Source organism: Wolbachia endosymbiont (group A) of Pipizella viduata (genome assembly GCF_964028555.1).
Taxonomy (GTDB): domain Bacteria; phylum Pseudomonadota; class Alphaproteobacteria; order Rickettsiales; family Anaplasmataceae; genus Wolbachia.
This window is the reverse complement of record NZ_OZ034787.1, coordinates 860,946-876,626: the sequence shown is the minus strand read 5'-3', so window position 1 is coordinate 876,626 and position 15,681 is coordinate 860,946. Positions and strand designations below refer to the sequence as shown.

Genomic DNA, 15,681 nt, shown 5'->3' with positions numbered 1-15,681 from the left:
CTAAAAATTTATGCATGAATTGGATATATTTACTCTTATCGTCACTAATTGAAGTGTTCTGGGTCATAACACTTAAGCATAGTTGTGGATTTACTCATCTCGTACCATCAATAATTAGCATACTCTCCATGGCTCTTAGTACGTATTTACTTTCGCTCGCTATACGTTCTATACCTATCGGAGTATGCTATGCAATTTGGACTGGAGTAGGTGCTATAGGAGCTTCAATACTTGGAGTTTACCTATTTAATGAACCAGTTAATTTATTCGAAGTAATATGCTTTATTTTAGTTACATTCGGGATTATAGGATTAAAATTGTTTGATACTGCAAAACAAACTGTTGATAAAATGGAATAAGAGATCCCACAATTGGAATTATATTAAGGAAATACTTCCTGCACATTCCCATTTACGTTTTGCGCTTCTTTCGTTTCATCCATTTTAGTACTAGGTTCTAACATTCTAACTGTAGTATAAGCTACCGCTAATGCTGCTGCTACAACTGTAACTACTGCTCCTATTACAGGATATAGCCCAGCTGTAATTGTTCCAATTGCAAAAAGTGTTATCGTTATAGCAGTACCAAACAATATTGTTAAACTGAAAGCAACAAGAGATATTTTACCCTGTTGGTCATGTCGTTTCATTCTTTCTTCAGATAAAAGAAAATTCACATGCCGAACTATATAATGATTTTTGTCAAAATCGCTCGGAATTTTATTATCATTATTCTTTGACAAAAGAGCTGCTCTTTTGCCTATTAAAGTCTCAATTACCTCTTTGCAACCACGTCGAGCAGCCATATGTAAGGGAGTGCATTTATCTTTATCTACTGCATTAACATTTGCTCCTGCTCCTATTAGAGCTTTTGCTGTCTCTTCATTCTTGGCATTATGCAAGGGAGTGCGTTTATCTTTATCTAATGCGTTAACATTTGCTCCCGCTCCTATTAGAGTTTTTACTGTCTCTGCATCTTCAGCAAAATGTAAAGGAGTACATCCATATTTATCTGCTGCATTAACATTTGCTCTTGCTTCTACTAGAATTTTTACTATCTCTTTACGGCAAAATTGAGTAGCTATATGCAAGGGAGTGCGTTTATCTTCATCTGCTGCATTAACATTTGCTCCTGCTCCTATTAGAGTTTTTACTGTTTCTTTACAACCATATTGAATAGCCAAATGTAAGGAAGTGCGTCCATCTCTATCTATTGCATCAACATTTGCTCCTGCTTCTATTAGAGTTTTTACTATCTCTATGCGACCTTTTTTAGCAGCCAAATGTAAAGGAGTATTCCTATATTTATCTACCGCTTTGACATCTCCTTCTCCTTCTATTAGAGTTTTTACTATCTCTATGTAACCTTTTTCAGTAGCCAAATGTAAAGGAGTATACCCATCTTTACTTATTGCATTAACATCTATATCTTCTCTTTTCAATAGGAGATTTACTACTTCTGTTTGACCATTTTCACAAGCCAAATGCAAAGGAGTACATTCATGATTATCTTTTTCATTAACATCTGCTCCGTTGTCTATTAGAGCTCTTATTGTTTTAGTGCAGCCATGGCGAGCAGCCTTACATAAAGGAGTGTCTCCATATCCATTTTTTGCATTAGCATTGATTCCTTCTACTCCCAATAGAGCATTCACCACATTTTCTAAATTATTGTGGATAGCTAAATGCAATAATCCATATTCTACTGCAAATAAGTGGTTTACACCAAAACCAGCTCCTTCCCACTCTTTATATTCATCTGAATATTGTGATAATTTCTCTTTTATCTTCCCAATTACGTTATCTTTACTTAAATTTTTGTCAGCATCAATTGCACTTAGCATTCTTTCCCACTGCTCGTGTTCAATTGTCATAACTTTACTCCTACTTTAACAATATTTTAATTATCATATATTATGACAAGAAAGTCAACCCTACCTAATTTTGCTTAGTAAGCACACTAACTATGAAACAATCTATATTACCATCAAAAACAGAATTTATATTACCCACTTCATGTCCAGTTCTTAAATCCTTCACCATTTGATATGGATGCATAACGTACGATCTGATCTGATTGCCCCAGCCTATATCGCATTTTTTACCATACTCTTCAGCCATTTTCTGTTCTTTTTTTTCCAGTTCAATTTGGTACAAACGTCCTTTAAGTAATTTTAACGCCTCATCTTTATTTCTGTGTTGAGAACGACCATTTTGGCATTGAACTACAACACCAGTTGGAATATGCGTAATGCGTACCGCACTTTCAGTCTTGTTCACGTGCTGACCGCCTGCTCCGGAAGCACGGTAGGTGTCGATCTTTAGATCCTTTTCATCCACAGCAATATCAATTGAATCTTCTATCACTGGAGTTACTCCTACACTTGCAAAACTGGTATGACGTTTACCATTTGCATCAAACGGCGATATTCTAACCAGCCTGTGAATTCCACTTTCACTTTTTGCCCACCCATAAGCTTTTTCTCCAACGATTTTTATCATTGCAGACTTTATACCAACCGACTCTCCTTCTAATTTTTCTACAACTTCAACTTTAAAGTTGTGATAAATTTCTGCCCATCTTACATACATGCGCATCAGCATTTCAGCCCAATCATTGCTCTCTGTTCCACCAGCTCCTGAGTGGATTTCTAAAAAGCAGTTATTGTTATCTGCTTCACCAGTAAATAAGGATTCTGTCTCTTTAAGTTTGATTAATTTCTCTAGCTTAGCTAATTCACTTTCAACTTCAGAGAAAAATTCTTCATCATTCTCATCAATAGCAGACTTCATTAAGCTAATGGCATCGTTGTAATCGCTTTCCAGCTTTAAAAACAACTCTACGTCATTATTAATTTTAGAACGTTCTTTTAAAATTTCTTGTGCCTTTTGATTGTCTTGCCACAGATTATCATTCGACGCTTGGGAATCCAGCTCTTCAAGATGCAACTTTAATTTTTCTATGTCAAAGACACCTCCTGATAAGAGAAATACTTTTATTTAAGCCTTGAAAGTATTCGAAAATTTCTGAATAAGTTTTCATTATACTTTAGATTTTAATATATTTACTATTACTAACAATAACAGCAAACAAAATAGAAATTTAACCATATGATAGTTAATTCAAAATAATTTCATTATACTTTAATGTTTAAGGAAATCAAGTGTGTATATTTATTAAAAAACAAGGTAAAGTAATGAATATTAAAATAAGTTCTCATTATGGTTTAGACAAAAAGGCTATTGATGACTTAATAGAGTCACTTGATAACGAGGAGCTAGAAAATGTTTGTAATATTGTAAAAACGATAGATAGCGTTCAGTTAGCTTATTTTTTATCTACTTCAATCAGTGATCACAGGGAGAAATTAGTTAATATCCTAGATCAACATTTGTTAAGTGATGCCCTAGTGCATGTAGTGCCAGATTTACAAAGAGAGATCATAGAAACATTGGGAATAGAAAATACAGCAAGGTTACTAATGCTCCTTGATGTAGAAGATATAGTAACCATAGTGAAAGATTTGGATAGAAAGTCTATAGAAAACATACTTAACTACTTACCCAATTCAACTCAAAAATTAGTAGAGGAATTGTTATCATACCCAGAAGAAAGTGCAGGAAGGTTGATACATAAAAATATGGTTATAGCTCCATATTATTGGACGATAAATCAGCTAATGGAATTCTTGCGCAACTATAAAAAAATACCAGAAAGATTTCACCAGATATTCATTATCAACTCAAAATTAGAGCCTATAGGCAGTGTGAATTTAAATAAGGTAATATCTCACTCAGGAGACACAATAATAAAAGAGATAATGGATCATGACATAAAAATCATTAAAACTGGAGTAGACCAAGAGGAAGTAGCAAGAATATTTAAAGATTACTCTCTATTATCGGCTCCGGTAGTAAATAAGAATGGTAAAATTATTGGTGTGATCTTAATTGAAGATGTGATAAAAGTTGTTCAACAAGAAACAGAAGAGGATGTACTCAAAATAAGCGGTGTATCTTCTAAAGCCGATATAAATGCCCCTATACATAAAACTATAATTAAAAGGCTACCTTGGTTACTGTTTAACCTCTTAGCTGCAACAATGTGTTCCATAGTAGTTGGCTTTTTCGATGATGTAATAAAAAGTTTTATAGTACTGCCAATAATCATGCCGATAATTGCATCAATGAGCGGAAATGCAGGATCCCAAACAGTAACGCTAACCATCCGGGCAATCGCAACAAAATATCTAACTGAGCAAAATGCAAAAAGAGTACTGATGAAAGAATTTTTAATAGGTCTTATAAACGGGGTAATTTTATCTACCATTTCACTCGTAGTATTAGCAATAAGATTTCACAATTTCAAAGTGGAGATGATTTTTGTGGTCTCCATGATTATGATGTCAATTATTGCAACGTTCATCGGAACTTTCATTCCTATAATGCTTCACCGTTTAAAGTCTGACCCTGCAGTTTCTTCTTCAATCCTAACATCGGCAACAACTGATATTCTCTCAGCTCTTATGTTTCTTGGTTTAGCTACGATCTTTTTATTAAACAGTTGACAATATCAAGTTTCACAACTTTACCAACTATTTCTTTCTATTAAATAAGAATAAATTACCTATACAAAAATAGATTGGCAATATTTCAAGTCTACCAAGCAGCATCAAAAACGACAAAAATAATTTTACTTCATTACTGAAAGAAGAATAGTTACCTGAAGGGCCTATTAAATTACTAAATCCTGGGCCAGAATTTGTAAGCGTTGCAGAGACTGAGCTGATGCTAGTTATAAAGTCTGCATTGCTTAAGTAAGACATCACTATTGATGAAATGGTAAACGTTAACATGAAAATTGCAAAAAATATAAAGACAGAGTGAACTTCATCATTCTCCAGGGTTTTTCCGTTGAATTTTACCCTATTACCTGCACCTGGGTTTAATAAAAGGCGAAAGTGATTTCCTATAGACTTTAGAAAAATGATCAAACGAAAGATTTTGATGCTACCACTTGAAGAACCACTACATCCACCAACAAAGGTTAGAAAAAAAGCTAAGACTGAAATGAAGCTCCAATCTATATGATTACAGATTGCATAACCAGTTGACGTAATTAAAGAGGTGATGGTAAACGTGCTGTATCTAAATGATAATGACACTCCTAAATCAACATTTTGATACAACCAAAAACAAGCAAATAAAGATGAAACAATAGCTATCTTAACAAAGTAAGAGACCTGTTCATCATAGCAAATGTCTAACCGTCTTATGATTTTTAAATAGCTAAAAAAAGGCAGAGAACCCAAAATCATAAAAATGATCGTTATGACTTCTAACATAGGGTTATTGTAGTGCCCTATAGAATCATTATAGTTAGCAAATCCACCAGTTGATACAGCGGACATTCCGTGACATATTGCGTCAAATAGTGGTATACCAGCCAGATAATAGGAAAATATACATAACAAAATTAGGCCATAATATATTGCTGTAATATGAATTACTACGCTTCGCGTGTTCGGCAACTTCCTTTTTGTAGCATCTGAATATTCAGAATAAAGTAAATTATTTAGGCTGAGAATCTTAAACATAGGAAAAACTGCAATTCCTAAAGTGATTACACCAAAACCCCCCATGCCATGTAGCATTGCTCTCCATAGCAGTATTCCTGGAGATTGTTTTTCAATATCATTAAATATAGTTGCCCCTGTGGTTGTGATGCCAGATATCGTTTCAAATAATGCATCAACATAGCTCAGATTGTCAAAATAGAAAGGAATAGCTGCAAACAAAGACAAGGCAATCCAGGTGCAACTAGTAATTGCAAAAATTGCCGGCATGCCATTTAATTTACCGAGTAAAATAAAAATTACGCCAGATGTGCAGGTAATTATGAATCCAGCGAGAAAATTTTTCCATTCGTAGCTGAGACATTTATTAGTAATAGCAGGAATAAGCATTGCTAAGCTAAATAACAATAGGAATATTCCCACAATAAATACAATTGAACGTAAAGTTTGTAAACGTTGATGATTTTTCATAGAGTTACTTCCTCGCTATACAAAGCCATAAAAGCTACTCTAACGTCAAGCATTTTGTTGGCCTTTATTAACAGTTATTAACAATATACTTAACTTACTTGTAAATATGTGTGATAATTAAACTTTATAGAAAATAGAGGTAAAATATGACTGAATTAACTGACATACAACAAAAAATTCAAACTTCATTAATAAGAGCAATCAGCGAGAACAACCTTAAAATGGTCCAGGAAACATTCAATAGTAATGGAAATGATGATATACAAGCAGCTTTGAGACACGAGGGAGCTCCGACTAGTGAAAAAGATATCATTTTATATTTTGCTATTACTCGCCTTAACGATATAGTTGAAGATAAAGAAAAATTTGAAAAAAGCGTAAAGATCATTGAACTAATTTGGCAGAAAACTAATCAAAAAAATCGTGATTCTGTGTGTGATCATGCAATAGAGAGTTTTCAAAACTTTCAAAGAGAAACTGTCCTTAGTGACATAACTGCTCTTGAAACAGTTATTCAAGAAATGAAAGAGCACAAGAGAGTAAAGGATCTTAATATTGAACTAATGGATGTAATAAGCAGTCTTAATGCTAATCAAGTTAAAGCAGCATTAGAGAATTGTGGTGAAAATGTACAAAGTGTTTTAGATCGAAGAGTATATTGGGATGATGGAGACGTAGATGCCCTTTTAGTTTATCCTCTGATAGTTGACTATGAAAGAAAGCTTGACAAAGAAGAATTAAAAAAGATAAAAGAGATCACTAAACTTCTTTGGAATAAAGCTTCCCCTGATGTTCGTAACTTCTGGCTTGGATACTACATCGTTAATAGAGAAGGTCAAAATACAGGAGTAACTATATAATAGATTCTCTTGAAAGGCAACAAGGACGCTTTAGGGATATAGCTGGTGAGGGATGGCTTGAAGACTTTATTCAAGAAGTTAAGGATTATAGAAAGGACAGAGAAATAGAGCTTAATGAACCTGTATTGAAAGAAGTTGAGGAAAAAAAGCGTATTCCCCAAAATGATAGAGAGATTGCAGAGAGATTGCAAAATGAAGAACAGAACACGTTCATGTCTTCAATAAATAGTACTGATGTAGCTGCGGCCCCAGAAAAGAACGATACAAACTTCTGGAGTGAACACAAAGGGAAGATTGCTCTAGGTGTTACTGGACTATGCGTAGCTGGTGCTGTTGCAGCCTATGTGCTAGCGTATCCTGTAGTTGCACTGGCTTTAGCAGCTTTGGCAGCAGTTATATTAATGGGTGCTGGTATTGCTAAGGTTCGTGAGAAAGTGGAAAATCCAAGTGTAAAAAAACAGTTTACACCAGGACAAGTAGTACAACTTTAATAATGTCATCCCAGCGCGCCGCGCTGGGATCTGACTACGCTAGACAAAGAATATGTATCCGTTCAGGAAAGCGACAAAATAAGGTAGACAAGGTAGTATAAAAAGATAACCATAAAAGTGAGTTTACAACAAATGGTGTCATGCCAGTGCGTGACACTGGCATCCAGTTGAGCTATTTCAACAAAAATACTGCATTTGAGGTGAACTTTTTTCTCACCAGGACCATTATCTATTACACTTATTTACGAGTATAATAATTAAAGTCTGGATTCCAGTGTCAAGCACTGGAATGACACCACTTTTGCTCAATATTTGCGCATTAGCCGTGCCCCTGAACAGTATCAAGAATATAAAAGAAGTGTTGCCGTCACGTTATATCATAAACTTTTGCTGAAGCTTTTTTCATGTCTTCACTTGAAAGTGGAATTAGACCAAGCCTAGATAGGTACCCATCTTCAATGCCGATCGAATCTATAATTTCTTTTATGAATTCTCTTAATCCATCAACAGTATCCAGGTGTTCTTTCTTTATATAAAGGTATAGAGGTCTTGCTAATATATATTTTCCCGATGATATATTTTCGTAAGTTGGCTCAATTCCTGCAATTGTGCTCCCTTGTATTTTATCTTGATTCCTCATTAAAAAGCTAAAACTAAATATCCCTAAAGCGTTCTTGTTACTTTTCAATTTTTGTATTATTATGTTTTCATTAATTCCAACTTCTATATACCTTCCGTCATCCCTTATATTACCACATGCTTTCTTTCTTTCTTCCTGATCTTTATAATTCTCTTTGAAAATTCTCGAGTTCATGCATGAATATTGATTGAACATAATAGAATTAACCAAAGTTTCGTATGTGCCTGTATTTTGATGTGGACCATAAATTTCAATTTCTGTTTTTGGTAAGGCTTGATTTACATCAGACCAAAACTTCTTATTATTTTTTACTAATTTATCATTTTCTTGAGAATATGCAGATAAAGTTTCAAATAAGTCCTTTTTTGTGAAATCAAATCTATGGCTTTGATTTGAATTTGCAATGACAATTCCATCATAGCCAATGATGATCTCTATCACTTCATTAATTTTATTTCTTTTACATAGTTCTCTTTCTACTTCCTTCATAGGGCGAGATGAAGTGGTAATGTCTGGCGTGTATTCCCCTATTCCTGAGCAAAACATTTTGAACCCTGATCCACTTCCTATCGATTCCACAACTGGAGTCTTAAAAGAGAATACACGATTGAACTCCTCGGCTACAAATGAGATAAAAGGAAAAACGGTTGAAGATCCAACAATTCTGATGTATTTCCTGGCATCAGCATTTGACAGCGGCATGAATAATACGAATACAAAAATCAGGAGAAAGTTTCTAAACATTGTTTTTAGCTAAGAACATAAATCTAATTATTGTAATAAAAAATCAAACTGAAAAGCTTTAATTGCATGACAAAAGCTACAGTTTACATTTAAATTTTATTTTATATTATTGTAAGTATTACACAACTTTAAGGGGCAATTATGGCAGTTATGCCAGATAAATGGATAAGAGAAAAAGCTGAAAATTTTGGAATGATAGAGCCTTTTGTGGATCACAAAAGCAGCAAAGGTGTTATATCTTTCGGACTATCGTCTTATGGGTATGATGCAAGAGTGGATAATAAATTTAAAATTTTTACTAACGTTAATTCAGCCATCGTGGACCCTAAAAATTTCTCTGAGAATAGTTTTATAGATAAAGAAACAGACGTATGCATAATTCCACCAAATAGCTTTGTGCTTGCAAGCACAGTGGAATATTTTCGTATACCAAGAAATGTACTGGTCATTTGTGTTGGTAAATCAACTTACGCAAGGTGTGGAATTATAGTAAACGTTACTCCCTTAGAACCTGGATGGGAAGGTCATGTCACACTCGAATTCTCAAACACCACCCCACTTCCTGCAAAAATTTACGCTAATGAAGGCGCATGCCAATTCGTATTTTTAAGCGGCGAAAGTGAGTGTGAAAAATCATATGATGATATGAAAGGAAAATATATGAATCAGCATGGTATCACTTTGCCGCTGGTAAAGTGATTACTTTAGGTAAAGCAAGATATTGTTCTATTGTACTGAAGATTACTAAGATGAGTTTTAACTAATTTGTCGCATTCTTTATCACCTAAAACTGCACGTGCAGAGTGGTTTTTAAATGACTCTACATAGCTTGAAAAGAAATTTGTAGAAGGATTACTTAAAGCTTCTGCAACTTCTTTTTTTTCTTTATCATTGGAAAGCTGATTAAATAGTTCTTCTCCCTTTTTTTGCAGCTCATTTTCAAATTCCTGCTTTATAGTATTCTTATCTGCTTTTTGCAAGAAGGAAAACTCTTCAAAAATGTACAAGGAAGAGACAATACTGTTGAAGGTACCAGTAAAACATGCACTTGAACCACGACCACCATGCACTCCGTATTCTGTTTGCGATTCTACTAAATGTTTAACCAGTTGATATTTTCTCTGTGATATGCGGGTATTAATATCTATATTATGATCAGCATTTGCTCTAGTTTGATCGTTGCAAGCCTTCCAAGCTAAATTTAAAACTTGCTTCAATGTTAACCCGCTTCCACTATGTGTACCAGGGTTATTTTTTATACGCTCCAAGTACTCAAGTGCATGTTTTTTCTCATCTTCTGTAAGTTGATCTTTATCTGCAGCTTTTTGTGTGCCATTTGCTATGCACTCTAACTGATCAATAAATCCTTCTATTTCCTCTATAAACTTATCATCAACATCAGGCTCGCCATAGTTTTCTTTTAGCTTTTGAACGTTAATATTAATTGCATCATTTACATTAGTATCATGCGTTGTTTGTGGGATACGTGCTGCCTCCATAAATGCTTCAGTTCCTTGCTCTAACCGTTCCGGCATTTTGCCTCCTGCAAAAAGATATAGCTTACTCGATACCTTGGCGATTAAGAAAAACACCAGGAGAGAAATAACAAATATTATAAAAAGTACTACAAATAAACCTGTGATTAGCCACCTTACAGGAGCTAGCAGAATTTCTTTTGCTTTTTTTAATTTTGACGGTCTTTGTATGTTGTCTGGTGTATTTACTATTGCTGGCATAATTAGTTTAAGTTAGTATCAATATTTTTAATATACTATATTTTTTCTTATTTTTTCAACTCAAATTTCTACTTCCGCACTTTTTCATTGTTGCTTACAATAATTATAGCTACACGATTTACTCATGTGCTTTTCTTAATTAAAAACTTCAACTATTCATTGTAAGCTATTGAATTTCCTACTATTTAGTGGCAAATTGTCATCCAAGTGGCTGTAAAACGACAAATTCGTCATTCCGCTACTAGTTAGCGGAATCTATGCCGAGATACCGCGATGAATCGCGGTATGACGGTTCGTGGCGGCATGGCGTAGGAAAATCTAGCCTACATTAACTATAGAAACAAAAAGGAGGATTACCATGTCCACAATAATTTTATCATCAATTTTTGGTCAAGCAGGCAGCATTTTTGGTCCAATTAGCCAGATTATCGGCTCAGAACTCGGTGCTCTTCTTGGTACGCAGCTTGATGGTGCGATGTTTAGCCTTGATGCTGAGCAGAAAGTAACGCATGGTGCGAGACTAAAAAATCTGCAAGTTCAAACCTCAACCTATGGAAGGACGATACCAATTATCTATGGCACTGCTCGCATTGCAGGGAACATTATTTGGTCACAGCCAATAAAAGAAGAGGCGATAACCACCAAAAGCAAAATTGGAAGAGGTATGAATGTTGAGTATAATTACTATGCAACGCTTGCAATTGCGATCTGCAAGGGGAAAGTAGAAAAATTAAACAGAATCTGGGCAGATACAACATCACTTAGCTTTGATGAAATAGATTATACTTTTTACCGCGGTACAGAAGACCAAAATCCTGATCCATTTATGTCGTCAATCGAAGGTGTGCCGGCTTATAGGGGAATATCTTACATAGTCATCAAGAATTTTCCTTTAGCAGACTATAATAACCGCGTTCCGGTATTCACATTTGAAGTGCAGACTATATTAAAGCCTAGCGGATTTTCAGTAGTAGAAAATATTCAGAATATCAATATAATACCAGGCTCAGGAGAGTTTTTATATGATACAAAAATACAGAAGAAAATCGCGCAAGAGAAAATAAGCAGCAACCAATATATCCCATATGGGCTGGCACAAAGGGTAAATCATAACAACCACACTAAAAAGAGCGATGCAGTGCTTTCTTTGGATCAATTAAAGGGAGATTTACCAAATGTTGAGTGGGTATCGGTAGTAGTCAATTGGTTTGTGAATGATCTGAACATTAAAGATTGTAAAATATACCCTGCAGTTGAATTTCAAGATGATTCCGCAATATTACCTGATGATTGGCAAGTAGGAAGTAGTACCAGAGATGATGCTCAGCTAATTTCAAAAGACGATAATGGAAACCCAAGATATGGTGGCACAGTTAGTGATTCAGCGCTAATAAGATATATAGAAGAGCTACACAGCAGAGGCTACAAGGTGATGCTCTATCCGATGCCCTTACTTGATACAAAGAACAAAGAGTGGCGAGGAAGATTGAGCGGGGCTCCTCAAGATATAAGTGATTTTTTTAAGAATCAGTACAACAAATTTATAGAGCATTATGCAAGCATTGCCAAACAAACTAAAGTGGAAGGGTTTATCATTGGTTCTGAATTTGTTGAACTTACCAAAATCAGAGATGAAAAAGGTAATTACCCTGCAGTGGCAGAGCTAGTTAAGCTTGCAAAGCAGATAAAACTTGATCTTGGAAAAGAAGTAACAGTAACTTACGCTGCGGATTGGAGCGAATACCACTCATATGATGGTTGGTATAATATGGATGAACTGTGGTCTTCACAGTACATCGACGTTGTTGGCATAGATGCTTATTTTCCACTGACTGATGGTCCAGAGCCTCCTTTTGGCTATTCTGCGGAAGATGTAATGGGTGGTTGGAGCAGTGGAGTGGGGTATGATTATTTCTATGATTACTCAAAAAGTGAGCCTGAAAAAGTAAAGTATAACGACAGCAGGTATGCGTGGAAAAATATAGAGAAATGGTGGAGTGAAACTCACATAAACCCCGGTGGTAGTAAAACAAAATGGCAACCAAAAATGAAAAAAATATGGTTTACTGAATATGGATTTCCCAGTATGAACGGCTTCACTAATGAGCCAAATGTGTTTGTTGACAAAGGCAGCATAGAGAGCAAATATCCACGATATTCAAACGGAGAGGTGAGCTTTCTTTCACAAAAAATTGCAATTGAAGGAACGCTAAAGAAGTGGCAAAGCTCAGAAATGGTAGAAAAAATGTTTCTCTGGGCATGGGATGCAAGGCCATTTCCTTACTTTCCCAATTTGTGTGATGTGTGGGCTGACTGCCATAACTGGCAGACAGTACATTGGATTCAGGGAAAGCTTTCACAGCTTAATATTTCCGATGTTTTATTGGATCTGTTACAAAAAACAGGTTTAAAAAGCAATCAGTTCGATACAAGCAACGTCAAAGGGTTATTGTCTGGATATGTGATAAACGACCAGCAACCCGTACGTTCAATTATTAAAATGCTGCAAAGTTGCTATTTTTTTGATGTGGTTGAACAGGGCTCTAAACTGAAATTTGTCCAAAAGGGCAGGGGAGTTACAACTGTAATGCCAATTGGTGAAACGGTTTTCAGTAACAATTCAAAACTTGTTAATATTAGTCAACTGGATTTAAACAATAAAGTTAACGTCGTTTATTTTAATCGCAATTTTGGCTATCCAATTGATGTTAAATATGCTGAGTTGCCAAAGCAAGGCACTGCTGCAACAGTTGAAATACCGCTCATTATGGAGGAGGGAGAGGCACAAAATATCGCTGAAGTTTTACTTTATTCTTCGTGGCAAGAGAGAAATATATACAATTTCAAGCTACCGATAAAATATGCATGGCTTGCGCCAAGTGATGTCATAACGATTTTAGACGGTGAGAAAAAGCATACGGTGAGAATTATAAAAACAAAATTTGAAAGCATGTCCATTCAAGTAATTGGCGTTGGTTATGATCACTCTATATATAAGCTTTCTTTTCCTTCAACAAGGTCACTTATGCTGAAGGAATACCCTCCTTCTCACATCAGCAAAACCATCATAGAAATGATAGATTTGCCGTATGTTAAAGGTAATAGCGCAAGCTTTACTTTAATTAATGAGGAAAAGAATTGGAAAGGAGCAACACTCTTTATTTCGTACAACGATAAGGATTATAAGCCTATCGCAAGCACAAATAAACAGTCTACTTACGGATATGTAATGGAATCTACCGATGAGGGGCTTGTAATAGTATTACGTTTTGGTAAGCTGCTAGGAATTATCGATTCAAATTCAGCATTAATCGGAAAAGAGATAGTGAAATTCCAGAGTACTAAACTCATAGATAAAAATAAATATAAGCTTAGCAACCTAATTAGAGGGCAAGAAGGTACTAAAGAGTATGAGCATACAGGAGGTGAGAAATTTACCTTACTTGATGATTCAATAATTTCTTTTGAAGTGCAATCAGGGAGAAAATTTTACCTCAAAGCAGTGACTTATGGTGATTCGTTGGATAACACGGAAGCAAAGGTCCTGAACAATTGATGCTCAGTATTTAAACTTAAACCTGAATAATTGAAGATAAGATATTGAAATTCAGGCTTTTTATGATTTTAGCTTAAGATTCCAGTGTCAAAGCACATAACTGTACGAACATTGTGATTTGAATCCACTAGGAGGGTGTCATTCCAGTGCTTGACACTGGAATCCAGCTTTTTCATAATCATCAAAACGTTGTATAAAACGGCTACTTTTATGCTTACCAACTTAATAAAATTCCTGGATCCCAGTGTCAAGCACTGGGATGACAAAGGAGGACAGTGTCCGCTACCCGAATGACATCGTTTACTATGTAACATTTTACTTATACTAATGAAAAAAATATATTATAATCAAGTATATTTAATCCAGTAAATCATTAAGTGAAAACAGCTCTTTCGCAAAATATCATCTCTCTTATTATGATATTGTCTGTAGCAATTGTCGATATGGCAACTGACCTATACTCAGTTGCACTACCAAGCATTGCCAATTATTTTAAAGTAGAAGGCAGTGTAGTGCAGCTTACAATTAGCTTGAATCTAGTTGGATTTGCAGTATCTGGATTAATTTATGGTCCATTATCGGACCATTATGGTAGGCGTCCAATGATGCTGATTGGTATGACAATTTTTACTTTAGCAAGTATCATGTGTTATATAGCCGACAGTATTGCGCTCTTGATACTAATTCGCTTCATACAAGGAGCAGGGGCTGGTGTTGCAGGTGTTGTTGGGTATGCAGCAATAAGGGATATGTACTCGGGTAGTGAATACTCGAGAGTAATTTCAAAGTTAAATATGGTAGTGGCACTCTCACCTGGAATAGCTCCAGTGGTGGGCGGTTATATAATTTTACATGGGTATAGTTGGAAATTTTTGTTTTTTATTATATCACTTGCGGCAATTGCTATGCTTATTTTTATTTACTTTAAGTTACAAGAAACACTCATTGTGAATAAAAATGAAACCAGTATAACTAACATAACTACTAATATCTTCAAGCAATATATATCAATATTTAGAAATTATCGTTTCCTTGGGTTTTCAGCCATTCATGGATTAACTTTCATGTGGCTTTGGGCATATGTTGCTAACTACCCGTTCATATTTGAATCAATGGGCATTGAAGTACAGTATTTTGGCTACCTCATATCGATCATAGTCATATTTTACATAATTGGAACTTTAATTAATAGAAGGTATGTACCAAAAGTAGGGGTGAGCAAAATGCTAATAATAGGTTTGGTGTTACCGATAATATCCGATAGTTTATTGGTATATTTTTATTTCGCGGACAAGTTAAATATATTAATTCTTCAAGTTGCCTGGATTCCAGCCAATATTGGGCTTGCATTAGTAATCAGCAATAACGTAACTTCTGCTTTAGAAACGATCAAAGGTATAGGGCTTGGTAGTGCAGTCCTCTCATTCTGCAATATGATGTTTGGGGCTATTGGAATATATATAGTAGGAAAATTTTTTCGCTATGGCATTTTACCGAATTTACTATTAACAATAATATGCTCTACAATTGCAATTCTTATGTACAGCCTGCTCAAATATACTGAAAAACACGGGCATTATTTGCGTGATCCAGGAACATAAAGGTCAT

Annotated in this window: 12 protein-coding genes; 7 read left to right on the top strand and 5 right to left on the bottom strand. The window is 35.1% G+C overall.

Going from position 1 to position 15,681, the window contains the following annotated elements:
* Positions 1–14: 14 nt before the first annotated feature.
* Entirely contained in the window at positions 15–359 is a 345-nt protein-coding gene (locus ABWU50_RS04140) for a DMT family transporter (RefSeq protein ID WP_264732404.1), read from the top strand.
* A 23-nt stretch (positions 360–382) separates the two neighbouring features.
* Here the strand turns inward: ABWU50_RS04140 and ABWU50_RS04135 are convergent, their stop codons facing one another.
* Complete coding sequence (locus ABWU50_RS04135) at positions 383–1,873, bottom strand: ankyrin repeat domain-containing protein (RefSeq protein ID WP_353275391.1); 1,491 nt, start codon at positions 1,871–1,873, stop codon at positions 383–385.
* Positions 1,874–1,937: 64 nt separating this feature from the next.
* A protein-coding gene (gene prfB / locus ABWU50_RS04130) for a peptide chain release factor 2 (RefSeq protein WP_353275389.1) occupies positions 1,938–3,042 on the bottom strand; the annotation gives its coding sequence in 2 pieces (ribosomal slippage) (positions 1,938–2,966 and positions 2,968–3,042; 1,104 coding nt in all).
* A 154-nt stretch (positions 3,043–3,196) separates the two neighbouring features.
* Here prfB and mgtE point away from each other — a divergent pair.
* Positions 3,197–4,567 carry a magnesium transporter gene (mgtE, locus tag ABWU50_RS04125; protein ID WP_353275388.1) on the top strand — a complete coding sequence of 457 codons (1,371 nt, stop codon included), beginning with the start codon at positions 3,197–3,199 and terminating at the stop codon, positions 4,565–4,567.
* Positions 4,568–4,594: 27 nt separating this feature from the next.
* Here mgtE and ABWU50_RS04120 read toward each other — a convergent pair whose 3' ends face one another.
* Positions 4,595–6,046 carry a TrkH family potassium uptake protein gene (locus ABWU50_RS04120; RefSeq protein ID WP_353275387.1) on the bottom strand — a complete coding sequence of 484 codons (1,452 nt, stop codon included), beginning with the start codon at positions 6,044–6,046 and terminating at the stop codon, positions 4,595–4,597.
* A gap of 146 nt (positions 6,047–6,192) precedes the next feature.
* Here ABWU50_RS04120 and ABWU50_RS04115 point away from each other — a divergent pair, with 146 nt between their 5' ends.
* Complete coding sequence (locus tag ABWU50_RS04115) at positions 6,193–6,906, top strand: hypothetical protein (RefSeq protein WP_353275385.1); 714 nt, start codon at positions 6,193–6,195, stop codon at positions 6,904–6,906.
* A 125-nt stretch (positions 6,907–7,031) separates the two neighbouring features.
* Positions 7,032–7,397: a hypothetical protein gene (locus ABWU50_RS04110; RefSeq protein ID WP_353275384.1), complete on the top strand. Its 366-nt coding sequence runs from the start codon at positions 7,032–7,034 to the stop codon at positions 7,395–7,397.
* 367 nt (positions 7,398–7,764) lie between these two features.
* On the opposite strand, the gene ABWU50_RS04105 is transcribed toward ABWU50_RS04110, so the two are convergent.
* The gene (locus tag ABWU50_RS04105) at positions 7,765–8,781 is read right to left on the bottom strand and encodes a substrate-binding domain-containing protein (RefSeq protein WP_353275383.1); all 1,017 of its coding nucleotides are present in this window, start codon (positions 8,779–8,781) and stop codon (positions 7,765–7,767) included.
* A gap of 141 nt (positions 8,782–8,922) precedes the next feature.
* Here ABWU50_RS04105 and dcd point away from each other — a divergent pair, with 141 nt between their 5' ends.
* A complete protein-coding gene (dcd, locus tag ABWU50_RS04100) occupies positions 8,923–9,480 on the top strand; it encodes a dCTP deaminase (RefSeq protein ID WP_064125494.1) in 558 nt (185 codons plus the stop codon).
* 5 nt (positions 9,481–9,485) lie between these two features.
* Here the strand turns inward: dcd and ABWU50_RS04095 are convergent, their stop codons facing one another.
* Complete coding sequence (locus ABWU50_RS04095; protein WP_353275382.1) at positions 9,486–10,517, bottom strand: hypothetical protein; 1,032 nt, start codon at positions 10,515–10,517, stop codon at positions 9,486–9,488.
* A gap of 358 nt (positions 10,518–10,875) precedes the next feature.
* Between ABWU50_RS04095 and ABWU50_RS04090 the strand changes: the two genes are divergently transcribed.
* Both ABWU50_RS04090 and ABWU50_RS04085 read left to right on the top strand, forming a co-directional pair.
* The gene (locus tag ABWU50_RS04090; protein ID WP_353275380.1) at positions 10,876–14,073 is read left to right on the top strand and encodes a glycoside hydrolase TIM-barrel-like domain-containing protein; all 3,198 of its coding nucleotides are present in this window, start codon (positions 10,876–10,878) and stop codon (positions 14,071–14,073) included.
* 416 nt (positions 14,074–14,489) lie between these two features.
* Positions 14,490–15,674, top strand: a complete 1,185-nt coding sequence (locus ABWU50_RS04085; protein ID WP_353276356.1) for a multidrug effflux MFS transporter — start codon at positions 14,490–14,492, stop codon at positions 15,672–15,674.
* Positions 15,675–15,681 lie beyond the last annotated feature (7 nt).

Coding starts and splice junctions, on each gene's coding strand:
- ABWU50_RS04140 (WP_264732404.1), top strand. CDS start 15: ATGAATTGGATATATTTACTCTTATCGTCACTAATTGAAGTGTTCTGG.
- ABWU50_RS04135 (WP_353275391.1), bottom strand. CDS start 1,873: ATGACAATTGAACACGAGCAGTGGGAAAGAATGCTAAGTGCAATTGAT.
- mgtE (WP_353275388.1), top strand. CDS start 3,197: ATGAATATTAAAATAAGTTCTCATTATGGTTTAGACAAAAAGGCTATT.
- ABWU50_RS04120 (WP_353275387.1), bottom strand. CDS start 6,046: ATGAAAAATCATCAACGTTTACAAACTTTACGTTCAATTGTATTTATT.
- ABWU50_RS04115 (WP_353275385.1), top strand. CDS start 6,193: ATGACTGAATTAACTGACATACAACAAAAAATTCAAACTTCATTAATA.
- ABWU50_RS04105 (WP_353275383.1), bottom strand. CDS start 8,781: ATGTTTAGAAACTTTCTCCTGATTTTTGTATTCGTATTATTCATGCCG.
- dcd (WP_064125494.1), top strand. CDS start 8,923: ATGGCAGTTATGCCAGATAAATGGATAAGAGAAAAAGCTGAAAATTTT.
- ABWU50_RS04095 (WP_353275382.1), bottom strand. CDS start 10,517: ATGCCAGCAATAGTAAATACACCAGACAACATACAAAGACCGTCAAAA.
- ABWU50_RS04090 (WP_353275380.1), top strand. CDS start 10,876: ATGTCCACAATAATTTTATCATCAATTTTTGGTCAAGCAGGCAGCATT.
- ABWU50_RS04085 (WP_353276356.1), top strand. CDS start 14,490: ATGATATTGTCTGTAGCAATTGTCGATATGGCAACTGACCTATACTCA.